Origin of the sequence: Sphingomonas aerolata (assembly GCF_003046295.1) — a bacterium.
In the GTDB taxonomy this organism is placed as follows: domain Bacteria; phylum Pseudomonadota; class Alphaproteobacteria; order Sphingomonadales; family Sphingomonadaceae; genus Sphingomonas; species Sphingomonas aerolata.
Window position 1 is genome coordinate 427,108 of the sequence record NZ_PZZN01000002.1, and the last position, 25,320, is coordinate 452,427.

19 protein-coding genes are annotated in these 25,320 nt (G+C 66.4%); 15 read left to right on the forward strand and 4 right to left on the reverse strand.

From position 1 onward, the window contains the following. Nucleotides 1-11 precede the first annotated feature (11 nt). From sufB to mtnP, 8 genes are all read left to right on the forward strand, one after another. A complete protein-coding gene (sufB, locus tag C8J24_RS09335; protein WP_056020496.1) occupies nt 12-1,502 on the forward strand; it encodes a Fe-S cluster assembly protein SufB in 1,491 nt (496 codons plus the stop codon). A 96-nt stretch (nt 1,503-1,598) separates the two neighbouring features. Further along, complete coding sequence (gene sufC, locus C8J24_RS09340; protein WP_031441058.1) at nt 1,599-2,342, forward strand: Fe-S cluster assembly ATPase SufC; 744 nt, start codon at nt 1,599-1,601, stop codon at nt 2,340-2,342. A gap of 199 nt (nt 2,343-2,541) precedes the next feature. Beyond that, nucleotides 2,542-3,618 carry a SufD family Fe-S cluster assembly protein gene (locus tag C8J24_RS09345; protein WP_107932746.1) on the forward strand — a complete coding sequence of 359 codons (1,077 nt, stop codon included), beginning with the start codon at nt 2,542-2,544 and terminating at the stop codon, nt 3,616-3,618. A 2-nt stretch (nt 3,619-3,620) separates the two neighbouring features. Next, a complete protein-coding gene (locus tag C8J24_RS09350; RefSeq protein ID WP_420894112.1) occupies nt 3,621-4,829 on the forward strand; it encodes a cysteine desulfurase in 1,209 nt (402 codons plus the stop codon). Next, complete coding sequence (locus C8J24_RS09355; protein ID WP_031395029.1) at nt 4,826-5,287, forward strand: SUF system Fe-S cluster assembly protein; 462 nt, start codon at nt 4,826-4,828, stop codon at nt 5,285-5,287. Before C8J24_RS09350 ends, C8J24_RS09355 begins: the two co-directional genes overlap by 4 nt. Before the next feature lie 127 nt (nt 5,288-5,414). Next, a complete protein-coding gene (locus C8J24_RS09360; RefSeq protein ID WP_107931940.1) occupies nt 5,415-5,768 on the forward strand; it encodes a HesB/IscA family protein in 354 nt (117 codons plus the stop codon). A 167-nt stretch (nt 5,769-5,935) separates the two neighbouring features. Beyond that, complete coding sequence (locus C8J24_RS09365; protein WP_107931942.1) at nt 5,936-7,327, forward strand: amino acid permease; 1,392 nt, start codon at nt 5,936-5,938, stop codon at nt 7,325-7,327. Further along, nucleotides 7,324-8,187: an S-methyl-5'-thioadenosine phosphorylase gene (gene mtnP, locus C8J24_RS09370; protein ID WP_107931944.1), complete on the forward strand. Its 864-nt coding sequence runs from the start codon at nt 7,324-7,326 to the stop codon at nt 8,185-8,187. The genes C8J24_RS09365 and mtnP overlap by 4 nt, the downstream gene beginning before the upstream one ends. Before the next feature lie 459 nt (nt 8,188-8,646). Here mtnP and acnA read toward each other — a convergent pair whose 3' ends face one another. Next, on the reverse strand, nt 8,647-11,331 hold the full coding sequence (acnA, locus tag C8J24_RS09375) for an aconitate hydratase AcnA (RefSeq protein ID WP_107931946.1): 2,685 nt from the start codon (nt 11,329-11,331) through the stop codon (nt 8,647-8,649). Nucleotides 11,332-11,593: 262 nt separating this feature from the next. Here acnA and C8J24_RS09380 point away from each other — a divergent pair, with 262 nt between their 5' ends. Next, nucleotides 11,594-12,031, forward strand: coding sequence for a phasin family protein (locus C8J24_RS09380; protein WP_236701822.1), 438 nt, complete (start codon nt 11,594-11,596; stop codon nt 12,029-12,031). Nucleotides 12,032-12,077: 46 nt separating this feature from the next. On the opposite strand, the gene C8J24_RS09385 is transcribed toward C8J24_RS09380, so the two are convergent. From C8J24_RS09385 to C8J24_RS09395, 3 genes are read right to left on the reverse strand one after another with little or no spacing between them, the layout of a single operon-like run. Further along, complete coding sequence (locus C8J24_RS09385; protein WP_107931948.1) at nt 12,078-13,655, reverse strand: efflux transporter outer membrane subunit; 1,578 nt, start codon at nt 13,653-13,655, stop codon at nt 12,078-12,080. After that, a complete protein-coding gene (locus tag C8J24_RS09390) occupies nt 13,652-16,927 on the reverse strand; it encodes a multidrug efflux RND transporter permease subunit (protein WP_056679547.1) in 3,276 nt (1,091 codons plus the stop codon). Before C8J24_RS09390 ends, C8J24_RS09385 begins: the two co-directional genes overlap by 4 nt. A 6-nt stretch (nt 16,928-16,933) precedes the next feature. Next, nucleotides 16,934-18,124 carry an efflux RND transporter periplasmic adaptor subunit gene (locus tag C8J24_RS09395; protein ID WP_107931951.1) on the reverse strand — a complete coding sequence of 397 codons (1,191 nt, stop codon included), beginning with the start codon at nt 18,122-18,124 and terminating at the stop codon, nt 16,934-16,936. Nucleotides 18,125-18,684: 560 nt separating this feature from the next. Here C8J24_RS09395 and rpiA point away from each other — a divergent pair. From rpiA to C8J24_RS09425, 6 genes are all read left to right on the forward strand, one after another. Beyond that, nucleotides 18,685-19,359 carry a ribose-5-phosphate isomerase RpiA gene (gene rpiA, locus C8J24_RS09400; protein ID WP_107931953.1) on the forward strand — a complete coding sequence of 225 codons (675 nt, stop codon included), beginning with the start codon at nt 18,685-18,687 and terminating at the stop codon, nt 19,357-19,359. Between the two features lie 70 nt (nt 19,360-19,429). Continuing rightward, entirely contained in the window at nt 19,430-21,523 is a 2,094-nt protein-coding gene (gene tkt, locus C8J24_RS09405; RefSeq protein ID WP_107931956.1) for a transketolase, read from the forward strand. After that, nucleotides 21,523-22,647 carry a transaldolase gene (gene tal, locus C8J24_RS09410; protein ID WP_107931958.1) on the forward strand — a complete coding sequence of 375 codons (1,125 nt, stop codon included), beginning with the start codon at nt 21,523-21,525 and terminating at the stop codon, nt 22,645-22,647. The genes tkt and tal overlap by 1 nt, the downstream gene beginning before the upstream one ends. Nucleotides 22,648-22,776: 129 nt before the next feature. Continuing rightward, the gene (gnd, locus tag C8J24_RS09415; RefSeq protein WP_056409181.1) at nt 22,777-23,760 is read left to right on the forward strand and encodes a phosphogluconate dehydrogenase (NAD(+)-dependent, decarboxylating); all 984 of its coding nucleotides are present in this window, start codon (nt 22,777-22,779) and stop codon (nt 23,758-23,760) included. Further along, complete coding sequence (locus C8J24_RS09420) at nt 23,757-24,578, forward strand: Cof-type HAD-IIB family hydrolase (RefSeq protein WP_107931960.1); 822 nt, start codon at nt 23,757-23,759, stop codon at nt 24,576-24,578. The genes gnd and C8J24_RS09420 overlap by 4 nt, the downstream gene beginning before the upstream one ends. Further along, nucleotides 24,575-25,318, forward strand: coding sequence for an HAD-IIB family hydrolase (locus tag C8J24_RS09425; RefSeq protein ID WP_031441770.1), 744 nt, complete (start codon nt 24,575-24,577; stop codon nt 25,316-25,318). The genes C8J24_RS09420 and C8J24_RS09425 overlap by 4 nt, the downstream gene beginning before the upstream one ends. Nucleotides 25,319-25,320 lie beyond the last annotated feature (2 nt).

The window sequence follows — 25,320 nt, forward strand, 5'->3', positions numbered from 1 at the left end:
GAGATGGAATGATGGCTACCCGGAACGCAGAGGCCTATGCCGCCGCGAACAAGACGTACGAGTGGGGCTTCTCCTCGGACATCGAACAGGAATTCGCGCCTAAGGGTCTGTCGGAAGACACGGTGCGCTTCATTTCCGCCAAGAAGGGCGAGCCGCAGTGGATGCTCGACTGGCGGCTGAAGGCGTTCGCGCTGTGGCAGACGATGGAGGCGCCCGACTGGTCGAAGCTCAACGTGCCGCCGATCGATTACCAGGACGCCTATTACTATGCGGAGCCAAAGGCGAAGCCGAAGCTGGGGAGCCTCGACGAGGTCGATCCCGAGATCCTGCGCGTCTATGAAAAGCTCGGCATTCCGATCGGCGAGCAGAAGATGCTCGCGGGCGTGGTCGAGGATCCGCTCAACGAGGACGGCACGCCGAAGCGCCGCGTCGCGGTCGATGCGGTGTTCGACAGCGTCTCGGTCGCGACCACGTTCCGCAAGGAATTGGAGGCCGCAGGCGTGATCTTCCGCTCGATCTCCGAGGCGATCAAGGAATATCCCGACCTCGTGCGGAAGTGGCTCGGCAAGGTCGTGCCGCAGCGTGACAATTACTTCGCGACGCTGAACTCGGCGGTCTTCTCCGACGGCACGTTCGTCTACATCCCCGAGGGCGTGCGCTGCCCGATGGAGCTGTCGACCTATTTCCGGATCAATGCCGAGAATACCGGGCAGTTCGAACGCACGCTGATCGTCGCCGACAAGGGGTCGTACGTCTCCTATCTCGAGGGCTGCACCGCGCCGATGCGCGACGAGAACCAGCTGCATGCGGCGGTCGTCGAACTCGTCGTGCTCGACGATGCCGAGATTAAGTACTCGACCGTGCAGAACTGGTATCCGGGCGACGAGAACGGCGTCGGCGGGATCTACAATTTCGTCACCAAGCGCGCGCTGTGCCAGGGGAAGAATTCGAAGGTCAGTTGGACGCAGGTCGAGACCGGCAGCGCGATCACGTGGAAATATCCGTCGTGCGTGCTGGCGGGGGATGGCTCGGTCGGCGAATTCTATTCGGTCGCGGTGACGAACAATCGCCAGCAGGCCGATACCGGCACGAAGATGATCCACCTCGGCAAGAACACGCGATCGACGATCGTGTCGAAGGGGATTTCGGCGGGGCGGTCGGACAACACCTATCGCGGGCTGGTGCGCGTCGCGCCGACTGCGGAAGGCGTGCGCAACTTCACCCAGTGTGACAGCCTGCTGCTCGGCGACCAGTGCGGCGCCCACACCGTGCCATATATCGAGGTCCGCAACCCGTCCGCGCAGATCGAGCATGAGGCGACGACGTCGAAGATCTCCGAGGACCAGCTGTTCTACGCGATGTCGCGCGGGCTGGATGCGGAGGCGGCGGTCGCGCTGATCGTCAACGGCTTCGCGCGGGAGGTGCTGCAGCAGCTGCCGATGGAGTTCGCGGTCGAGGCGCAGAAGCTGCTGGGGATTTCGCTGGAAGGGTCTGTGGGGTGATCCCCGCCCGTCATCCCGCCGGCGCGGGCATGACGGGACAGCGCTGGCGCACGACGCGCCGCGGAAATTTAGAGATTTGGAATTGGGCAGAATTCGATGCTGAAAATTGAAAACCTTCATGCCGAGATCGACGGCAAGGAAATCCTCAAGGGGCTCTCGCTCGAGGTGAATGCGGGTGAGGTGCACGCGATCATGGGGCCGAACGGCGCGGGCAAGTCGACGCTGGGCTATGTGCTCGGCGGGCGGCCCGGGTACGAGGTCACGTCTGGGTCGGTGACGTTCGACGGCGTCGACCTGCTCGAGCTCGAGGCGCATGAGCGCGCCGCGGCGGGCGTGTTCCTTGGCTTCCAGTATCCGGTCGAGATCCCCGGCGTGTCGAACGTCCAGTTCCTGCGCGAGGCGTTGAACGCGCAGCGCGCGACGCGGGACGAGAAGGCGCTGTCGGGCGGCGAGTTCCTTAAGCTTGCGCGCGGGCAGGCGGATCTGCTCGGGATGGATTACGACATGCTCAAGCGGCCGGTGAATGTCGGCTTTTCGGGCGGCGAGAAGAAGCGCAACGAGATGGTGCAGATGGGCATCGTCAACCCGAAGTTCGCGATCCTCGACGAGACCGATTCCGGCCTCGACATCGATGCGCTGCGCGTCGTCGGCGACGGCATCAACCGGATCATGCGCGCGCCCGACAAGGCGGTGCTGCTGATCACGCATTACCAGCGGCTGCTCGACTATGTGGAGCCGGACTTCGTCCATGTGCTCGCCGACGGGCGGATCGTCCGGTCGGGCGGCAAGGAACTCGCGCAGCAGCTCGAGAGCGAAGGCTATGTGGGGATCGCCGCATGATCTCCCTTCGTGCCGCAGGCGCAGATAGAAGAAATCTGGTTCGCGCGGAGGCGCGGAGGCGCGGAGGTGTCGTCGCTTCGGCTTCGCTCCCGCGGGTCTTTACCGGCCGGGATTCGAGGGCCCTTGCGGGCAAAGCCTCCCTTTTGCTCCGCGTCTCCGCGCCTCCGCGTGAACCCATCTTCTTCTCGAGGAGCATATGATGGCCGCGGTTATGGAGCTTCCCTCCACGCGCGAGGAATCGTGGCGCTGGGGTGATCCGGCGGCGATTGCGGCGGCGGCGGGGTTGCCGCGGGGTGAGGCGCCGGCGGGCGCGTGGTTCCTTGAGCTCGAGGGCGCGCGGGCGGTATTCGTCGATGGCGTGCTCGACGAGGGTCGCAGCGATCTGCGGCATGTCGCGATCGCGCCGCTCGAGGGTGGCACGCATGTGCTGGGCGCGCGGACGACCGGCCATGGCTGGTCGTTGCGCGTCGAGGCGCACGCTTCGGCCGAGCTGATCCAGATCGTTCATATCGCGACCGGGGGCGAGAACCATGTTCCCGCCGAGATCGTGCTCGCGGACGGCGCGCAGGCGTCGGTGGTCGAGACCTATGTCGGCACCGGCTGGTCGAACCGGTCGACGCGGATGACGCTCGGCGCGGGCGCGAAGCTGGCGCGCGCGGTGCGGTTGCTGCAGACCGCCGGCTTCGTGTCGGTGCGCGACGAGGCGGATGTCGGCGCGGAGGCGAGCCTGATCGTGACGATGCTCGGTGCGGGCGATGCGGGGACGCGGATCGACGGCGCGATCACCGTGTCGGGTGACGATGCGTTCGCCGAATATGGCGGCGCGCTGCTTGCCCGGCGTGACCAGCGGCAGGAATGCGCGCTGTCGGTGCGGCATGCCGCGCTGAACGGGCAGAGCAAGCAGATCTGGCGCGCGGTCGCGGCGGACACGTCGACCGCGAGCCTTGCGGCGCGCGTCGAGGTGGCGCGCGATGCGCAGAAGACCGACGGCGTCCAGTCGCTGCGCGGGCTGCTGCTCAAGCGGACCGCGACGGTCAATCTGAAGCCCGAGCTCGAGATCTTCGCGGACGACGTGAAGTGCGCGCACGGTGCGACGGTCGGCGAACTCGACCAGCGCGCGCTGTTCTACATGCAGAGCCGCGGCATCCCGCATGCCAAGGCGCAGGCGCTGCTGACGCGTGCGTTCGTCGGCGATGCGTTCGCGCAGATCGCGGACGAGACGGTGCGCGACGCGTTCGTCGCGGACGCGGATGCGTGGCTGGAGGCGGCGCTGTGACCCTGACGCTCGAAACGCGCCCGCTCGACCGGGTGTCGGACTTTCCGGCTATTCCCGAGGGCTGGGCGTATCTCGATACCGCCGCCACCGCGCAAAAGCCGCAAGCTGTGGTCGACGCGATCACCCGCGCGTACGGCGAGACCTATGCGACCGTGCACCGCGGCGTTTACCAGCGCTCGGCCGACATGACGGTCGCGTACGAGGTGGCGCGGCGGGCGGTGGCGCGGTTCATCGGTGCGGGATCGCCCGACGAGATCGTGTTCGTGCGCGGCGCGACCGAGGCGATCAATTTGGTCGCGACCTGCTGGGCGGGGACTCAGCTGAAGGCGGGCGACCGCATCCTGCTGTCGATGCTTGAGCATCATTCGAACATCGTGCCGTGGCAGATGATCGCCGAGGCCCGCGGTGTCGCGATCGACGTGCTGCCGCTGACCGCGGACCACCGCATCGATCTCGATGCGATGGAGCGGATGATCACGCCCGCGCACAAGCTGGTCGCGCTCGGCCATGTGTCGAACGTGCTTGGCTCGGTGCTCGACGCGAAGCGTGCGACGGAGATCGCGCATTCGGTCGGCGCGAAGATCCTGCTCGACGGCTGCCAGTCGGTGCCGCGGATCGCGGTCGACGTGACGGCGATCGGCTGCGATTTCTACGTGTTCTCGGGCCACAAGCTGTACGGCCCGACCGGGATCGGCGTGCTGTGGGCAAAGCCCGAGCTGCTCGACGCGATGCCGCCCTATCAGGGTGGCGGGTCGATGATCGACAAGGTGTCGTTTGCGAAGACGACGTACGCGCCGGCGCCGGGACGGTTCGAGGCGGGAACGCCGCATATCGTCGGTGCGCTCGGGCTGCATGCCGCGATCGACTATGTCGAGAGCATCGGGCTGGCGGCGATCCACGCGCACGAGACGGCGCTGGTGACCGCGACGCGCGAGGCGCTGTCGGGGATCAATTCGGTGCGGCTCTACGGGCCGGCGGATTCGGCGGGGATTGTCTCGTTCACGATCGAAGGGGTTCATCCGCACGACATCGGCACCATATTGGACGAAGAGCGCGTCGCGATCCGGGCGGGCCATCACTGCGCCCAGCCGCTGATGGAGATGCTGGGCGTCGAGGCGACGGCCAGGGCGAGCTTCGGTGTCTATAACGGCCCTGCAGACGTGGATGCGCTGGTGCGCGGTATCGCGCGAGTAACGAGGATATTTGGATGAGCGATCGGTTCGAGATCGAGGAAGTCGAAGCGGTGCAGTCGCCGCCCAAGGCGCGTGTCGTGCTCGACACCGACGGCGATGCGGAGCGCAAGCGCGACTATCTCGCCGGGTTCCTGGCGCAGAAGCCGCAGGTGGACTCCCCCGGCGAACCGGGTGGCGCGGTCTATGATGCGATCATCGATGCGTTGAAGGACATCTATGATCCTGAGATCCCGGTGAATATCTATGACCTGGGGCTGATCTACGGCGTCGAGGTGACCGAGGACGGGCATGCGGTCGTCACGATGACGCTGACCACGCCGAACTGTCCGGTTGCGGAATCGATGCCGATGGAGGTCGAGATGCGCGTCGGTGCGGTGCCGGGTGTCGGTGTCGCCGAGGTGAATCTGGTGTGGGATCCGGCATGGGATCCGCAGAAGATGTCCGACGAGGCGAAGCTCGAACTGGGCATGCTGTAACGACGTGCCCCTCCCCTTCAGGGGAGGGGACGGGGGTGGGGCCTTACCCCAAGCGCGCGATCCGGTCGGGCGCCCCACCCCAACCCCTCCCCTGAAGGGGAGGGGCTTTAGATGGAAGGAACGAGCCATGGCGACGACATTACGAGCACGGCCGGCGGCGCTGAACCTGACCGCGACCGCGCATGCGCGGATCGCAGACCTGATGGCGCGCGCGCCGGAGGAGTCGATCGGGGTCAAGCTGTCGACGCCCAAGCGCGGCTGTTCGGGGCTCGCTTATTCGGTCGATTATGTGAGCGAGGCCAAGCCGTTCGACGAACGGATCGACACGCCCGGCGGCGCGCTGTTCGTCGATGGCGGGTCGATCCTGTACCTGATCGGCTCGACGATGGACTGGGTCGAGGACGACTTCACCGCCGGGTTCGTGTTCCAGAACCCGAACGCCAAGGGTGCGTGCGGCTGCGGGGAAAGCTTTACGGTCTAAATTCTGCCGTGAGCTAATGTGTCCCCGCGAAGGCGGGGACCCAGACTGGGCTCCCGCCTTCGCGGGAGAACAAAGATCCGGCCGAGCCAAGGCGATGCCGGCCGACCGGCCGCCTTGCTTGCCCATCCCGTCCTGTGCCACTCCCCCCTGAAGAAGAGGGGATCTACGTGGCCAGTCTGTTTCGCCGAAAAATCGTCACCGAGCAGCCGCCCGAGCATCAGCTCGCGCGGACTTTGTCATGGCCGCATCTGGTGGCGATGGGCGTGGGCGGGATCGTCGGTACGGGCATCCTGACGCTGATCGGCGTCGGGGCGGGGCTCGCGGGCCCGGCGGTCATCCTGTCGTTCATCATCGCCGGCGGGATCTGTGCCTGCGCCGCGCTCGCCTATGCCGAGATGGCGACGATGATCCCCGCCTCGGGCAGCGCCTATACGTACAGCTATGTCGTGCTCGGCGAGCTGATCGCCTGGGTGATCGGCTGGAGCCTCATCCTCGAATATTCGCTGGTCGTGTCGACCGTCGCGGTCGGCTGGTCGGGCTATGCTGCACCGTTGCTGCGCGGCGCGTTCGGGTTTCCCGAGGCGCTGACGCTCAGCCCCGAACTCGGCGGCGTCCTGAACGTGCCGGCGATCGTGATCATCGCGGTGGTCGCGGGCGTGCTGTCGTTCGGGACGCGCGAGAGCGCGACGCTGAACGCGGTGCTGGTGGCGGTGAAGATGATCGCGCTGACCGTGTTCGTGTTCATCGCGCTCCATTATTTCAACAGCGCGAACCTGCAGCCGTTCATGCCGTACGGCTTTCCCAAGGCCGTCCAGCCCGACGGTGCGGAGCGCGGCGTGATGGCGGCGGCGGCGATCATCTTCTTCGCATTCTACGGGTTCGACGCGATCTCGACCGCGGCGGAGGAGACGAAGAATCCGGGGCGCGACCTGGCGATCGGCATCCTCGGGTCGATGGTGGCGTGCATCGCGATCTATATTCTCGTCGCGGTCGCCGCGGTGGGGGCGCTGTCCTACACGCGGTTCGCCGGCTCGGCCGAGCCGCTCGCGCTGATCCTGCGCGAGATCGGGCGGCCGGGGTTCGCGACCTTCCTGGGCGCGTCGGCGGTGATCGCGTTGCCGACCGTGCTGCTCGCCTTCCTGTTCGGACAGAGCCGGATCTTCTTCACGATGGCGCGTGACGGCTTGCTGCCGCTCGGCCTCGCCAAGGTGTCGAAGCGGGGTGCGCCGGTGCGGATCACCTGGATCACCGCGGCGATCGTCGCGGTGATCGCAGGCCTGTTGCCGCTGGCCGAGATCGCCGCGCTGGCCAATGCCGGCACGCTCGCGGCGTTCGTCGCGGTGTGCGCGTGCATGCTGGTGATGCGTCGCCGTGCGCCCGATGCGGTGCGGACCTTCCGCGCGCCTGCCGCGACGCTGGTGGGCATCGTCGGCATTCTCGGCTGCCTGTACCTGTTCTTCAGCCTGCCTTCGAAGACGCAACTCTATTTCGGGCTGTGGAACCTGCTCGGGCTGGTGATCTACTTCGCCTATGCGCGGCCGCGGGCGCTTGCCGAATGAGCGGCTGGACGATCGGGATCATCGGCGGCTCGGGGCTGTACGCGGTCGAGGGGATCGAGGACGGGCGCTGGCAGACGGTGGAGACGCCCTGGGGTGCGCCGTCGGATGCGATCTATACCGGGCGTGTCGGGCATGTCGGCGTGGCGTTCCTGCCGCGGCACGGGCGCGGGCACGGAATCGCGCCGTCGGACCTGAACGCGCGCGCGAACATCGATGCACTGAAGCGGCTGGGCGTGACCGATGTGCTCGCGGTGTCGTCGGTCGGGTCGCTGGTCGAGGCGCGGCCGCCGGGGAGCTTCACGATCGTCGACCAGTTCATCGACCGGACCAAAGGGCGGGTGTCGAGCTTCTTCGGTACGGGCCTGGTCGCGCATGTCTCGATGGCGGATCCGGTGTGTCCGCGCCTGTCGGGCTATGCCGCCGATGCCGCGCGTCAGGCCGGGGCCGAGGTCGACGACCGCGGCACCTATCTGGCGATGGAGGGGCCGCAATTCTCGACGCGCGCCGAGAGCCGGCTCTACCGCCAATGGGGGTGCGACGTGATCGGGATGACCGCGATGCCCGAGGCCAAGCTCGCGCGCGAGGCGGAGCTGCCCTATGCATTGGTCGGGATGGTGACCGACTATGACTGCTGGCGCGAGGATGCGGCGGGGGTCGATGTCGCGGAGGTAATTGCGCAGCTTGGTGCGAATGCGGCGAAAGCGCGCGCGATGGTGATGGCGTTGCTGCGCGGGCTGCCCGCGGAGCGGGCGGCGTCGCCGATCGATACCTGTCTCGACAGTGCGATCATCACGGCGCAGGGCGCGCGGGATCCGGCGCTGGTGACGAAGCTCGATGCGGTGGCGGGGCGGGCGCTCTAGCGGCGCGGCGCCGCGCGGGGCTGTGGGTCCTGACGTTCGTCAGGATGACGGTTGGGGGAGGTGGTGGTTTGCCACCGGGTGCGGTGATCGGCGGAAGAATTGCGGCGATCCGTGGGCTCCGACACATTGGTGCAACATATCGGCGCGATGAGGTGGGGGTCGCCGCTCCCTCTCCCCCTGTGGACGGCGACGTGGCCGGGTTGTTCCCCCTCCCGGTCCCTCCCTGAACTACGGGGCGACCGTCATGGTCGCCCCGCTTTTTTCTGCCGGGTTTGGGTCGCGTTCGAGACGCGCCGTCTGGTGAAACCCGCCATCCAAAACACATCATCCCAGCGAGGGCCGGGATATCCCTCGTGGTGGGCGACAGGTGCCTCACGGGGATATCCCGGCCTTCGCTGGGATGACGGTCGTTCAGGGGGCAGGCGTCGTCCCGGATCGCGCCGGGACGACGTCGCCGGATCAGGCGGCCAGCTTGCGCAGGACGTAGTGCAGGATGCCGCCGTTGAGGAAATATTCCAGCTCGTTGACGGTATCGATCCGGCACTTGGTCTGGAACGTCTCGCTGCTGCCGTCGGCGCGAGTCATCTTGACCGTCACGTCCTGACGCGGGCGGATGCTTGCCACGTCGAGGATGGTGAACGTCTCCGAGCCGTCGAGGCCGAGCGTCTTGCGATCGGTGCCTTCGGCGAACTGCAGCGGCAGCACGCCCATGCCGACCAGGTTCGAGCGGTGGATACGCTCGAAGCTCTCGGTGATGACCGCGCGGACGCCGAGCAGGTTGGTGCCCTTGGCCGCCCAGTCGCGCGACGAACCGGTGCCATATTCCTTGCCCGCGACGATCACGAGCGGCGTGCCGTCCTGCTTGAAGCGCATCGCGGCGTCGTAGATCGCCATGACCTCGCCGTCATATTTGGACATGCCGCCTTCGACGCCGGGGACCATCTCGTTCTTGATGCGGATGTTGGCGAAGGTGCCGCGCATCATCACGTCATGGTTGCCGCGACGGGCGCCATAGCTGTTGAAGTCGGCCTTGCTGACCTGATGCTCCTGGAGGAAACGGCCGGCCGGGCTGTCCGCCTTGATCGAGCCTGCGGGCGAGATGTGATCGGTGGTGATCGAATCGCCGAGGATCGCGAGCGGCTTGGCGTCGATGATGTCCTGCACCGGCGACGGCGTCATGCTGAGGCCCTCGAAATAGGGCGGGTTGGCGACATAGGTCGACCCTGCGCGCCAGGCGTAGGTGTCCGAACCCGTGACGTCGATCTCGCGCCACTTCGAGTCGCCCGCATAGACGTCGCCGTAGCGCGCACCGAACATCGACGCGTCGATATTGGCGTCCATAGTGCTGCGGACCTCCTCGTTGGTCGGCCAGATGTCGCGCAGATACACGTCCTGGCCGTCGGTGCCCTGACCCAGCGGCGTCTCGATCATGTCGGTCGTGACGGTGCCCTTGATCGCATAGGCGACGACGAGCGGCGGGCTGGCCAGGAAGTTGGCGCGGACGTCGGGCGAGACGCGGCCCTCGAAGTTGCGGTTGCCCGAGAGGACCGACGCGGCGACGAGGTCGTTCTCGTTGATCGCCGACGAGATGGCAGGGGCCAGCGGACCCGAATTGCCGATGCAGGTCGTGCAACCATAGCCGACGAGGTTGAAGCCGAGCGCGTTCAGGTCGGCGGTGAGGCCGGCCTTGTCGAGATAGTCGGTGACGACCTGCGAACCCGGCGCGAGCGAGGTCTTCACCCAGGGCTTCGACTTGAGGCCCAGAGCGTTCGCCTTGCGGGCGACGAGGCCGGCGGCGACGAGCACCGACGGGTTCGACGTGTTGGTGCAGCTGGTGATCGCGGCGATCACGACGTCGCCGTCGCCGATGTCATGCTCACGACCCTCGACCGCGACGCGCTCGGGCTGCTCCTTGTGGTACAGCTTGTGGAGGTCGCTGTTGAACACCTCGTCGACCTTGTTGAGGCTGACGCGGTCCTGCGGGCGCTTCGGGCCGGCGAGGCTGGCGACGACCGAGCCCATGTCGAGCTCGAGCGTGTCGGTGAAGACGGGGTCTTCGGCATTCTCGTCGCGCCAGAAGCCGTTGGCCTTGGCGTACGCCTCGACCAGCTCGACATTCTCGTCAGAGCGCGCGGTGAGGCGCATGTAATCGAGCGTCTTGTCGTCGATCGGGAAGAAGCCGCAGGTCGCGCCATATTCCGGCGCCATGTTGGCGATCGTCGCGCGATCGGCGAGCGTCATCGACGACAGGCCGGGGCCGAAGAACTCGACGAAGCGGCCGACCACGCCCTTGGCGCGCAGCATCTGCGTGACGGTGAGCACGAGATCGGTGGCGGTGATGCCCTCGTTCAGCGCGCCGGTCAGCTTGAAGCCGACGACTTCGGGGATCAGCATCGACACGGGCTGGCCGAGCATCGCAGCCTCGGCCTCGATCCCGCCGACGCCCCAGCCGAGCACGCCGAGACCGTTGATCATCGTCGTGTGGCTGTCGGTGCCGACCAGCGTATCCGGATAGGCGATCATCGTGCCGTCGCCATGATCACCCGACGAGGCCGACGACCAGACGGCCTGGCCGATATATTCGAGGTTCACCTGGTGGCAGATGCCGGTGCCGGGGGGGACGACCTGGAAATTGTCGAGCGCCTTCGAACCCCACTTGAGAAACTCGTAGCGCTCGATGTTGCGCTCGTACTCGAGGTCGACGTTGTCCTCGAACGCCTTGGGCGTGCCGAACTCGTCGACCATCACCGAGTGATCGATGACGAGGTGGACGGGAACCTGCGGGTTGATCTTCTCGGGGTTGCCGCCGAGCTTGGTCATCGCGTCGCGCATCGCGGCGAGATCGACGACGCAGGGTACGCCGGTGAAATCCTGCATCAGCACGCGCGCCGGGCGATACTGGATCTCGCGGTCGCTGCGACGCTCCTTCTGCCAGTCGACGATCGCCTGGATGTCGTCGCGCGTGACGGTGACGCCGTCCTCGAAGCGCAGCAGGTTCTCGAGCAGCACCTTCATCGAGAAGGGCAGGCGGCTGATGTCGCCGAGCTGTTCGGAGGCCTTGGCGAGGCTGTAATAGTCATAGGACTTGCCGCCGGTCGAAAGGCTCGTGCGGGTCTTGAGGGTGTCCTGGCCGATGGCAGTCATAGGGGTCCTTCCCGTGGGCGTCGGGCCGCCGGGCGCCGAGGGGAAAGCGGCCTATGGGACCGCGGGGGCGCGTAGGGGACCGACCTGAATGCGGTTACTGCCGGGGCCTTAGCAAGGGGGGGGGGGGGGGGGAAGGGCGGGTTTCGATTGAGACGCGGTTTCGCGTGCTCGACTAACATTGCGACCGGGCCACAACCGGTTATGCTTCGGGTCCGTCGAAGGCCGATGCAGCAAGCACGCCGGAATGGAGAGGACCGTAAATATGTCAGACGATGTCAAAGCCGCGATCGACAAGGGTGCTGATCGGGCAAAGGCCGCGACCGACCAGGCCGCGGGTGCGGCGAAGACCGCGACCGACCGGATGCAGGCGGATGCGCAGAGCGCGCAGGCCGCGTTTTCGGATCATTTCGGTGAACCCGCCAAGCGCGCGGGCGAGGCGCTGAAGGAATCGGGACGCAAGATGGCGGAGAACGGGTCGACGATCGGCGCGAAGATGATCGACCAGGCCGAGCAGAACACGCGTGAGGCGTTCGCGGCGATGCGCGAGGCGGCGTCCGCCAAGGACCTGACCGACGTGATGAAGATCCAGAGCGACTATCTGCGGACACAGAGCGAGCGCAGTATGAGCCAGGCGCGTGAGATCGGCGAGCTGATCATGCGGTTCGGGCGCGACGCGGTCACGCCGATGAAGGGCGGCTGATCATCGACCCGCGCCGGGCCGACAGGATCGGCCTGGCGCGACCGGCCTATTCGGCGCGCGGTGTGCCGGCGGCGGTGACGGGCCGCGGTCCGTTGGCGGTCGCCTCCAGCGTCGAGTCGCCGCCGAGCACGCGGTAGAGCGTGACGCGGTTGCTCGCGCCCACCAGCTGCGTCGCGACGAGGTTGCGCTGCGCGGTATAGAGCGAGCGCTGCGCGTCGAGCGAGCTGAGGAAGGTGTCGATGCCGCCGCGATAGCGCGCGTCGGACAGGCGATAGGTGTCCTGCGCCGCCGCGGCGAAATTGACGTTGGCGGCGAGCTGATCGGCGATCGTGCCCTGGCGCGCGAGCGCGTCGGCGGTTTCCTGGAACGCGGTCTGGATCGATTTCTCGTAGGTGGCGAGCGCGGCGTCGCGCTGCGCCTTGGTATATTCGACATTGGCGACCCCCGCGCCGGCGCGGAAGATCGGGTAGCTGATCGAGGGCGCGACCGAATAGTTGAACGCGCCGCCCGAAAACAGCGAGGTCAGCGCGCTGCTGGCAAAGCCGAGCAGGCCGGTGAGCGACACGCGCGGGAACAGCTCGGCACGCGCGGCGCCGATCTCGGCATTGGTCGCACGCAGCTCATATTCCGCCTGAACGACGTCAGGCCGGCGGAGCAGGATGCCGCTGTCGAGGCCGGCGGGCAGGGTGGCGACGGTCGGCAGCGCCTGCTCGATCGAGGCGGGCAGCAGTGCGGCGTCGACCGGCGCGCCGACGAGCAGTTGCAGCGCGTTGATATCCTGGGCGAGCGCGGTCTTCTGAGTCGCGAGATCGGATTGCGCGGTGAACAGGATCTGCTGGGCCTGGCGCAGGTCGGTGCGCGGCGCGACGCCGCCGCGGAGCCTCGCCTGGGTGAGGGTCACGCTGCGCTGCGAGCTGGCGACGGTGTCCTGCGCGATCTTGAGCAGGCTCTGGTCGGAGGCATAGGTCAGCCACGCATCGGCGATGTCGCCGACCAGCGTCAGCCGGGTCGCACGCGCGGCGGCCTCGGTCTCGAAATAACGGTTGAGCGCGGCACCGGTGAGCGAGCGGATGCGGCCGAACAGGTCGAGCTCGAACGCGGTGGTACCGAGATCGACCGAGAAGGCGCTGTTCGAGCTGGACGAGCTGACGACGGTCCCGCCCGTGCCGGTGCCGCCGGTCCCCGTGCCGGTGCCGCCCGTGCCGGTGCCTGTCCCGGTTCCTGTGCCGCCCGTGCCTGTGCCCGTGCCCGTGTTGCTCGTCGCGGTGCTGCGCGCGCCATTGCCGCCGCCCGAATAGCTGTAGCGGCCGCTCGCATCGAGCTGGGGGAGCAGGTCGGCGCGCTGGATGCGATATTGCGCGCGGGTCGCGGCGATGTTCGCCGCGGCGACGCGCAGGTCGCGGTTGTTCGCGAGCGCCTGGACGATGATCTGCTGGAGCCGCGGGTCGCGGAACACGTCGCGGTAGGTGAAGGCCGGCAGCGCCGCCTCGGACTGACGCAGATAGGCGTCGCCGACCGGCCAGGACACCGGCGTGGGCAGCTCGGGCCGGACATATTTGGGGGCGAGCGAGCAGCCCGCGAGCGCGGTCGACGCGGCGAGGATCAGGAGTGGCGAACGCATCATGCGGGCTCCGGCCGGTGGGGGCCTGGTTGTTCGGGAGGGCCGAGCTTTTCGGAATCGCGACCGTCATGGTCATCCTCGCCGCCGTGGAAGCCGGTCGGGCGACCACGCAGCTTGGCGATGCCGTCGCGCGCGCCGCGGCGGACGAGCACGAAGAACAGCGGGATGTAGAAGATCGCGAGCAAGGTCGCGGTCAGCATCCCGCCGACCACCGCGGTGCCGATCGCGATGCGGCTGTTCGCGCCCGCACCGGTCGACAGCGCAAGCGGGAGCACGCCGAGGATGAACGCGAACGACGTCATCAGGATCGGACGAAGACGGATCTTGGCGGCGGACAGTGCGGCCTCGATGACGCGCTTGCCCTTGCGCTCTTCCTGTTCGGCGAACTCGATCATCAAAATCGCGTTCTTCGCCGCGAGCCCCATCGTCGTCAGCAGCCCGATCTGGAGATACACGTCGTTGATGAGCCCGCGCAGCGTCACCGCGAGGATCGCGCCGACGAGGCCCAGGGGGATGACGAGCAGCACCGCGATCGGGATCGACCAGCTTTCATAGAGCGCGGCGAGGCACAGGAAGACGACGAGCAGCGACAGCCCGTAGAGGATCGGCGCCTGACCCGAGGACAGGCGTTCCTGGTAGGAGAGCCCCGACCACGCGACCGAGGTGCCGGGGATCTGCCCGGCAAGCTCGGCGATCCGGGTCATCGCGTCGCCCGAGCTGACGCCCGCCGCGCCCGACCCCTGGATCTCGTAGGACGAGATGCCGTTGAACCGCGACAGCGTCGTCGGTGCCTGCGACCAGCTGGTGCGCGCGAAGGAGGAGAAGGGCGCCATCTGGCCGTTCGACCCGCGGACGAACCACTGGCTCAGGTCCGAGGGTGCCGCGCGGAACTGTGCGTCGCCCTGGACATAGACGCGCTTGACGCGGCCGCGGTCGATGAAGTCGTTGACATACTGGCCACCCCAGGCGGTCGACAGCGTCGAGTTCACGTTCGCCTGGGTCAGCCCGAGCGTCGAGAGCTTCTGCTGGTCGGCATCGACGCGCAGCGTCGCGACGTCGGGCAGCTCGGTCAGGCGGATCGCGGTCAGCGAGGAATCGGCGCGGGCGAGCGCGAGCAGCTTGTCACGCGCGGCGTTGAACTCGGTCTGGCTCAGGCTGCCGCTGTTCTGCAGCTGCATCGTGAAGCCGTTCGACGAGCCGAGGCCGCGGATCGCCGGCGGGACGAGCGAATAGACCTGCGCATCGCGGAAACCTGCGAACGCCTGGGCCGCGCGGCCGGTGATCGCCTCGGCGGTGTTTTCCTTGCCCTCGCGATTTTCCCAGGGCGCGAACGAGACGAAGCCCTGGCCGGTATTCTGGCCGCTTGCACCACCGCCACCGCCGCCGCTGACGGTGAACATCGTGCTCACATTGGCCTTCTCGTTGGTGAAGTAATATTTCTCGATCTGCTTCTGCAACGCGAAGGTGCGCCCTTGCGTCGCGCCCGCGGGAAGCTGGAACTGGACGATGCCGGTGCCCTGGTCCTCGGTCGGCAGGAAGCCCGTGGGCAGGCGGAGGAACATCACCGCGAGCAGCGCGACGACCGCGGCATAGATCAGCAGGAACAGCCATTTGCGATTGACCACCGACTGGACGGCACCGACGTATTTCCTGGTACCCTTTTCGAACGTGTCGTTGAACTTGTCGCCCGCGCGCGTGAAAAAATGCGCGACCTTCGGGAATTTGCGCTCGCCCCAGCTCTGTTCGGGATTGCCGTCGGCATCCTTCTTCTTCTGCTTGAGCAACGTCGCGGTCAGCGCGGGCGACAGGATCAGCGCGACGAGCACCGACAGGACCATCGCCGACACCATCGTCAGCGAGAACTGGCGGTAGATCACGCCGGTCGACCCGCCGAAGAACGCCATCGGCAGGAACACCGCGGACAACACCAGCGCGATCGCGACGAGTGCGACAGTGATCTCGTTCATCGACTCGATCGTCGCCTCGCGCGGCGACATGTCGGGATTTTCCTCCATCAGCCGCTCGACATTCTCGACGACGACGATCGCGTCGTCGACGAGCAGGCCGATCGCGAGCACGAGCCCGAACAGCGTCAGCGTGTTGATCGAGAAGCCCGCGAGATAGAAGACGCCGAACGTGCCGAGCAGCACGACCGGCACCGCGATCGTCGGGATCAGCGTCGCGCGCCAGCTCTGCAGGAACACGAACATGACGATGACGACGAGGATGACCGCCTCGATCAGCGTCTTGATGACCTCCTCGATCGACAGCTTGATGAAGTTGGTCGTGTCGTTGGCGTAAGCGAATTTGAGGCCGGGCGGGAAGCTCTTGGCGGACTTCTCGACATAGGCCTTGACCAGCTCGGCGGTCTTGAGCGCGTCGGCGCCGGGGGCCAGGAGCACCGCGATGCCCGCGCCCGGATGCGCGTTGACGCGGCTGCGCGCGTTGTAGTTTTCGGCGCCCAGTTCAATCCGCGCGACGTCGCGCAGCTTGACCGTCGCGCTGGTGTTGGTGGTCTTCAGGATGATGTTGGCGAACTGCTCGGGCGTCTGGAGACGCGACTGCGCGGTCACGGTCGCGTTCAGCATCTGCGTGTCGGGCTGAGGCTGGCCGCCGAGTTCGCCGGCCGCGACCTCGGTATTCTGCGCCTGGATCGCGGTCGTCACGTCGCTCGGGATCAGCTGGAAGCTCGCCAGCTTGTTCGGGTCGAGCCAGATCCGCATCGCATACTGCGCGCCGAAGACGTTGCTGTCGCCGATGCCGGGAATGCGGCCGAGCGGATCCTGGAGGTTCGAGACGAGATAGTCCGAGACGTCCTGGTTGGTCAGCTTGTCGGTCTCGTCATAGACGCCGACGATCAGGAGGTTGTCCGGGTTCGACTTGCGGACGACGAGGCCCTGCTGCTGCACCTGGGTGGGGAGGCGCGACAGTGTCTGCTGGACCTGGTTCTGGACCTGGACCTGCGCGATGTCGGGATCGGTGCCCTTTTCGAACGTGACCGTGACCGTCACCGAGCCGCGCGACGACGAGGACGAGCTGAAATAGATCAGCCCGTCGATCCCGGTCAGCGACTGTTCGACGACCTGCGTCACGCTGTTCTGGATCGTCTGCGCGTTGGCGCCCGGGAAGGTCGCGCGGATCGTCACCTGTGGCGGCGCGACGTCGGGATATTGTGCGATCGGCAGGCTCATGATCGCGCCGATGCCGCCGAGCATCACGATGATCGCGAGCACCCAGGCAAAGATCGGGCGATCGATGAAGACACGGGATAACATAAGGGTCTAGCCGGCCTTTTTCTGGCTGGCCTTATCGCCACCCGAGGAGTCGCCCTTGGGCGCTTCGATCTTTTGCGCGGTGTTTTCGGGGACCGGCTTCACGCTCTGGTTGGGGGCGATCTTCGACAGCCCCTGCGTGATGATCCGGTCACCCGGGTTGAGCCCGCTGGTGACGACCCAATAGGGGCCCTGCGTCCGGTCAGCCTTGATCGTCTTCTGCACCGCCTTGTTGTCGGCGCTGACGACATAGACGGTCGCATTGCCCTTCGCGTCGCGCGCGACGCCCGCTTGCGGCACGAGGAAGGCGCGCTGGTTGATCGCCTGCGCGAACTTCGCCTGGACGAACATGCCGGGCAGCAACAGCCCCTGGGGATTGGGGAAGCGCGCGCGCAGCGTCACGGTGCCCGTCTCGGTGTTGACCAGCGCTTCGGCGAATTCGACCGAGCCGGTCGCGCCGTAATCGCTGCCGTCCTCGAGCTTGAGGCGCACCTCGGCGCGGGTCGGGACGATGCCGTTCTGGCCGAGCGAGCGGCGCAGCGCGAGCAGGTCGCCCGAGGCCTGCTGGATGTCGACGAAGATCGGGTCGAGCCGCTGGATCTGCGACAGCGGATCGGTCTGCGTCGCGGAGACGAGCGCGCCGACGGTGAACAGCGAGCGGCCGATCCTCCCGGTGATCGGCGCGGGGACGGTCGTGAACTTCAGGTTGATCTGCGCGGTCTCGAGCGCGGCGCGGGTCTGCGCGACCGACGCGGTCGCCTGGCGCGAGGTCGCGATCGCGTTGGTGTAATCCTGTTTGCTGATCGCCTCCATCTCGGCGAGCGGCTTGTAGCGCTGGGCGAGGATGCCCTGCGCCTCGGCATTGGCACGTGCGCTCTGCAGATTGGCCTGCGCCTCGTTGGCGGCGGCGCGGTAGAGGCGCGGGTCGATCTCGTAGAGCGGCTGGCCCTTCCTGACGAGCGTGCCTTCGGTGAAGAAGCGGCGGCGGATGATCCCGGTCACCTGGGGCCGGACGTCCGAGCTTTCGAACGCGGTGGTGCGGCCGCTGAGTTCAGTGGTCATCGCGACGCTCGACGGCTGGATGACGACATAGCCGACGGTGGGGGTGCCCTGACCCGGCTGACCGCCCTTGCCCTTGCCTTTTGCGGCATCGCCGCCGCCACCGGAACAGGCCGCGAGGCCGATCAGCGCGGGTGCCATCACGGCGTAGCGCCAAGGGGTAAGTCGTTTGGCTATCAAGTGGGGTATCCGCGATCAGATGAGGGCCGGCTAAACCATGCGGATGTACCAGAAGTATGTCAGTTGAAAAGCGGACGCGAAAAATAGGGAAGAAAGAGTAACCTGGTTTGTTGGTGGGGGTGTTTTGTGGTGTTTCCGTGGTGGGGTTTTTTGCGGTCGGTTGTGTTGGCGAAGGTCGGGATCCGGGGTCGCGAGGGGATCGTTGGTGGCTCTGGATCCTGACTTTCGTCAGGATGACGGGGGGTGTGGGTGGGGTGTTAGGATGATTCCCCGGGGCGGTTCGTTCTCCTGATCCGTTCGTGTTCCCTAATCCGTTCGTTCCCCCCACTCCGTTCGTTGCGTTTATCCGGTCGTCCCCCCCCCGTTCGTGCTGAGCGAAGTCGAAGCACCTTCTCCTGGGGCATGCCCTTCGACTTCGCTCAGGGCGAACGGGAGGGGGGCGGGCGAACGGGAGGGGCGAACGGGAGGGACGGGGGCGGTTGGATTGGATCGGGGGCAGTTGATTTGAAAAGGCGCAACACATGATCGATGACGACAAGCAGGCGGCGGCGGTGGCGGCGGTGGCGGAGGTTCGGGACGGGATGCTGGTCGGGCTGGGCACCGGGTCAACCGCGGCGTTCGCGATCCGCGCGCTGGGCGAGCGGGTCGCGGCGGGGCTCGACGTCCGCGCGGTCGTCACGTCCGAGGCGAGCGGCATGCTGGCGCGGCAGGTGGGTATCGCGGTGCTCGACTTTGCCGATATTGCGCAAGTCGACCTGACGATCGACGGCGCGGACGAGATCGATGCGCGGTGTTTTGCGGTCAAGGGCGCGGGCGGGGCGATGCTGCGCGAGAAGATCGTCGCCGCAAGCTCGGCACGGATGGTCGTGATTGCGGACGGATCGAAGCGGGTCGGACGGATCGGCGCGGCGAAGCTGCCGGTCGAGCTGCTGCCCTTTGCGCGGGCCTATGTGATGCGCGTGTTGAGCGACCTGGGTGCGGCGCCGGTGATTCGGCCCAACTATCGGACGGATCAGGACAATCTTGTCGCGGATTGCCGATTTCCGGCACTCGAGGACCCGCACGCGCTCGCTGCGGTGCTGGCGGCGATTCCGGGCGTGCTGGGCCACGGACTGTTCCTCGACGAGGTCGATGCCGCGTATATTGCATCCAAAGGCGTCGTTACGCGACTGGAACGCTCGGGTGCATCCGCCTAAAGGCATCCTATGTTGGCAACCAGATCGGATGCGCGGCGTTCGGTCACAGTCTAGAGCGAGGCTTTCTTTCATGACCGATACCGCAACCGCCCCCACGATGAAGGCGGATCCGAACCTGCACGAGGACGGTTCGCCCGAGCGTCTGACGATCGATACGATCCGCACGCTGTCGATGGACGCGGTGCAGAAGGCCAATTCGGGCCATCCCGGCACGCCGATGGCGCTCGCGCCGGTCGGCTACACGCTCTGGTCGAAATTCCTGCGTTACGACCCCAAGCATGCCGACTGGCCCAATCGCGACCGGTTCGTGCTGTCGGTCGGCCATGCGTCGATGCTGCTCTATGCGCTGATCCACCTCGCCAAGATCGAAGAGATCAGTGCGGACGGCGAGAAGAGCGGCAAGGAGGCGGTCAGCCTCGAAGACATCCGGCAGTTCCGCCAGCTTTCGTCCAAGACCCCGGGCCACCCCGAATATCGCCACACGACGGGTGTCGAGACCACGACCGGCCCGCTCGGCCAGGGTTGCGGCAATTCGGTCGGCATGGCGATCGCCGAGCGCTGGCTCGCGGCGCGCTACAACAAGGACGGCTTCACGCTGTTCGACCATGACGTCTACACCATCTGTGGCGACGGCGACATGATGGAGGGCGTCTCGGCCGAGGCGGCGAGCATGGCCGGGCATCTGAAGCTCAGCAATCTGTGCTGGATCTACGACAGCAACCACATCTCGATCGAGGGCGCGACCGATCTCGCGTTCGACGAGGATGTCGGCCTGCGCTTCGACGCCTATGGCTGGAACGTCATCCATGTCGACGACGCGAACGACACCGCGGCGCTGAGCCGTGCGATCGAGACGTTCAAGGCGACCACCGACAAGCCGACCTTCATCGTCGTGCATTCGGTGATCGGTTACGGCAGCCCCAAGGCGGGCAGCGAGAAGGCGCATGGCGAGCCGCTCGGCGACGAGAATATCCGCCTCACCAAGCAGGCCTATGGCTGGCCCGAGGACAAGTCCTTCTACGTGCCCGATGGCGTGATCGAGCATTTCAACGGTGCGATCGCAGAGCGTGGCGCGAAGCTGCGCGACGAATGGGTCGCGCTGACCGACAAATATCGGGGTGCATATCCCGAGCTGTCGGCCGAACTCGACCTGCTGCTCAAGGACGAGCTGCCCGAGGGCTGGGATGCGGACATTCCGGTGTTCGAGGCCGATCCCAAGGGTGTCGCCAGCCGTGATTCGGGCGGCAAGGTGCTCAATGCGATCGCCGCCAAGGTGCCGTGGCTGATCGGCGGCTCGGCGGATCTCGCGCCGTCGACCAAGACCGACATCAAGGGCCAGCCCTCGTTCGAGGCGAACAACTATGCCGGCCGCAACTTCCATTTCGGCATTCGCGAACATGGCATGGGCGCGATCGTCAACGGCATGGCGCTGTCGCATCTGCGCTCCTACGGCTCCACCTTCCTCGTCTTCGTCGATTACATGCGCGCACCGGTGCGGCTGTCGGCGATCATGGAAGTGGGCGCGGTCTGGGTGTTCACGCATGATTCGATTGGCGTCGGCGAGGACGGCCCGACGCACCAGCCGATCGAGCATCTGGCCACGCTGCGCGCGATCCCGGGTCTCGACACGATCCGTCCGAGCGACGCGAACGAAGTTGTCGCGGCGTGGAAGGCGGTCCTGAAGGACGCCAGCACGCCCGCCGCGCTGATCCTGTCGCGCCAGGCTTTGCCGACGTTGGACCGGACCAAATATGCGAGCGCGGACGGCGTTGCGCAGGGCGGGTATGTGCTCGCCGATTGTGACGGCACACCCGACGTGATCCTGATCGCGACGGGCAGCGAAGTGTCGCTCGCGGTCGACGCACATGAGAAGCTGGTCGCGGACGGCGTGAAGAGCCGGGTCGTGTCGATGCCGAGCTGGTATCGCTACGAACTGCAGGACGCCGCCTACAAGGAAAGCGTGTTGCCGCGGGGCGTGCGGGCACGCGTCGCGATCGAGATGGCCGGGTCGATCGGCTGGGACCGCTATGTCGGGCTCGACGGCGCGACCGTGACGATGTCGACCTTCGGTGCTTCGGCACCGCTCGCCAAACTGCAGGACAAGTTCGGGTTCACCGTCGACAATGTCGTCAAGGTTGCCCGCCAGGTTATGGAGACCAAGTGATGGGTGCGCTCAACGATCTCGAAGGCTTCGGCCAGGCGGTATGGCTCGATTTCGTCGATCGGAAGTTCCTGGAGGCCGGTGGTCTCCAGAAGCTGGTCGACGACGACGGGCTGACCGGTGTCACCTCCAACCCGTCGATCTTCGAAAAGGCGATGGGCCACGGCGAGGCCTATGACTCGACGCTCGCGAAGTTCGACAAGGAGAATCCCGGTGCGGCGACGATCGACCGCTACGAGCATCTCGCGATCCAGGACATCAAGGCGGCGGCGGAGACGCTGAAGCCCGTGTATGACCGGCTCGACGCCAAGGACGGCTATGTCAGCCTCGAAGTGTCGCCCTATATCTCGGACGATACCGACGCGACGATCGCCGAGGCGCGCAAGCTGTGGGCGGCGGTCGACCGGCCGAACCTGATGATCAAGATCCCGGGGACGCTTGCGGGCGGCCCGGCGATCTCGACCGCGATCTCGGAAGGGATCAACGTCAACGTCACGCTTCTGTTCTCGATCGACGCCTATGTCCGTGTCGCCGAGGCCTATGCCGCGGGACTCGAGAAGCGCGTCGCCGAGGGCAAGCCGATCGACCGGATCGCCAGCGTCGCGAGCTTCTTCGTCAGCCGGATCGATACGATGATCGACAAGCAGATCGATGCACGGCTCGAAAAGGGTGATGCCGAGGCGGATGCGCTGAAGGCGGTGCGCGGCAAGGTCGCGATCGCCAACGCGAAGATGGCGTATCAATGGTATCTCGACTTCCTCAAGTCGGATCGCTGGCAGGCGCTCGCCGCCAAGGGTGCGCAGCCGCAGCGGCTGTTGTGGGCGTCGACCGGGGTCAAGGATCCGAGCTATCCCGACACGCTCTACATCGACACGCTGATCGGCCGTGACACCGTCAACACGATGCCGCCAAAGACGATGGACGCGTTTCGCGACCATGGCACCGCGGCGGAGACGATCACCGCGGATGTCGATGGCGCGAAGCATGTGCTGGCGGAAGCCGAGCGGCTCGGGCTCGACTTGACCGGCGTGACCGGCACGCTGGTCGAAGAGGGCGTCGCGTCGTTCGTGAAGGCGTTCGACGACCTGCTCGGGTCGATCGCGAAGAAGCAGCCGGCGACGGCGTAAGACCTATGCTCCCTCTCCCCGCTGGGGAGAGGGCCGGGGTGAGGGGCTGCCAGGCGCGCCCCCGCCCGGACCTGCCCCTCACCCCGACCCTCTCTCCGGAGGGGAGAGGGAGAAGACAAGGATTTCCCTATGAAGATCGGACTGATCGGCCTCGGCCGGATGGGCGGCAATATCGCGCGCCGGTTGATGAAGAACGGCCATGAGGTCGTCGCGTTCGATCGCGATGCGGAGGCGGTGAAGAAGCTCGCGGCGGATGGCGCGATCGGTGCGGACTCGCTCGACGACATGCGCGGCAAGCTCGACACGCCGGCGATCTGGTGGGTGATGGTGCCCGCCGGCGAGCCGACCGAGCAGACCGTCCAGGCGATCGCCGAAAAGGCCGCCGAGGGCGACATCATCATCGATGGCGGCAACAGCTTCTACAAGGACGACGTCCGCCGCGCGAAGGACCTTGCCGAAAAGGGCATCCGCTATGTCGACGTCGGCACGTCGGGCGGCGTCTGGGGCCTCGAGCGCGGCTATTGCATGATGATCGGCGGCGAGACGGAGACGGTCGATTATCTCGATCCGATCTTCGACACGCTGGCACCGGGCATGGGCGAGATCGTCCGCACGCCGGGCCGCATCGAGGGGCAGGCCGATCCGCGTGCGGAAAAGGGCTATATCCACGCCGGCCCTCCGGGTGCCGGGCATTTCGTCAAGATGGTCCATAACGGCATCGAATACGGCCTGATGCAGGCCTATGCCGAGGGCTTCGACATCCTCAAGGGCAAGTCGGGCGAGCATGTCGCGGAGGACCAGCGCTTCGACATCAACCTGACCGACGTCGCCGAAGTGTGGCGTCGCGGCAGCGTGATCTCGTCGTGGCTGCTCGACCTGTCGGCGATCGCGCTCGCCAAGGACGGCACGCTCGAAGGGTTCAGCGGCAGCGTCGCGGATTCGGGCGAGGGCCAGTGGACGATCGATGCGGCGATGGAAGAGAAGGTACCCGCCAACGTGCTGAGCGCCGCGCTCTACGCACGCTATCGCAGCCGGGTCGACCATACGTTCGGCGACAAGCTGTTGTCGGCCATGCGCTTCGGCTTTGGCGGGCATGTCGAGATGCCCCAGTGAACGGGCAAGTGAACATCAAGCTGCTCGTGTCCGACGTCGATGGCACGCTCGTCGACAAGGACAAGAAGGTCGCGCCCGCGACCGTCGATGCGGTCAAGCGGCTGAAGGCGGCGGGGCTCGGCTTCACTATCATCAGCGCGCGGCCCCGGTCAGGCATGATGCCGATCGCCGAGCTGCTCGGCATCGACGAGCCGATGGGCGCGTTCAACGGCGGCATCGTGTTCAAGCGCGACGGCACGGTGATCGAGCATCACATGGTCGATGTCGACGTCGTGCGCGGCGCGATGGACATCATCGGTGACGCCCCTATCGATACCTGGATCTTCGCCGACGACGTCTGGTATGCCAGCACCGACCAGGGCAGCCATGTCGACAGCGAGCGGAAAGCCTCCGCGCAGGACCCGGTGATCGTCGCCGACTTCACCGACCTGCTCGGCAAGGCCGACAAGGTGACGTTTGTCAGCGACGACGAGGATCTGCTGCGCGACCTGCACGCCAAGGTGGCGGCGAAGTTCGACGCGCAGGCGACGATCGTCCAGAGCCAGACCTATTATCTCGACATCACGCCCGTGGCGGGCAACAAGGGCAGCGGGATCGAGGAACTCGCGGACGCGTTCGGCATCAGCCTGACGCAGACCGCGGCGATCGGCGACCAGGCGAACGACATCGCGATGCTCAAGCGGGCCAGGCTGGCGATCGCGATGGGCAATGCGCCGAAGTCCGTCCGCGACGTCGCGCATGAGATTACCACCGCGAACGATGCCGATGGCGTCGCGCACGCAATCGACACATTTATCCTGACTGGAGTTTCCGCATGAAAGAGTTGGTTGCCTTTGACCTCGACGGAACGCTGGCCGAAAGCAAGCAGCCCTTGCAGGAGCCGATGGGCGAGGCGCTCGCCGATCTGCTCGACGTCGCGCATGTCGCGGTGATCTCGGGTGGTGACTGGCCGCAGTTCGAAAAGCAGGTCGCGAGCCGTCTGCCCGAGCGCGCCGATCGCACCAAGCTGTGGCTGATGCCGACGACCGGCACCAAGCTGTACCGGTTCGACGACGCTTGGCGTGCGGTCTATGCCGAGCTGTTCGAAGACGACGAGAAGCAGAAGATCCTCAAGGCATTCGACGAGTCGCTCGAGGCGACCGGGTTCGTCCCCGAGCAGACCTGGGGCGAGCGGATCGAGGATCGCGGCAGCCAGATCACCTTCTCCGCGCTCGGCCAGGAAGCGCCGATCGACGCCAAGCACAGCTGGGATCCGGACTTCGCCAAGCGCAAGGTGATCCAGGCCGATCTGCGCCAGCGTCTGCCGGGTTTGTCGATCAACATGGGCGGTGCGACCTCGATCGACATCACGCGCGAGGGTGTCGACAAGGCGTACGGCCTGAAGAAGCTCAACGAGGCGAGCGGCATCGCGCTCGACAAGATGATGTTCATCGGCGACGCGATCTTCCCGGGCGGCAACGACTATCCGGCCGAGCAGCTCGGGCTCGACGTCGTGAAGGTGAAGAATGTCGACGGCACGCTGGCGGCGATTGCCGGGATCGTCGCATGCCTGAAGTAAGC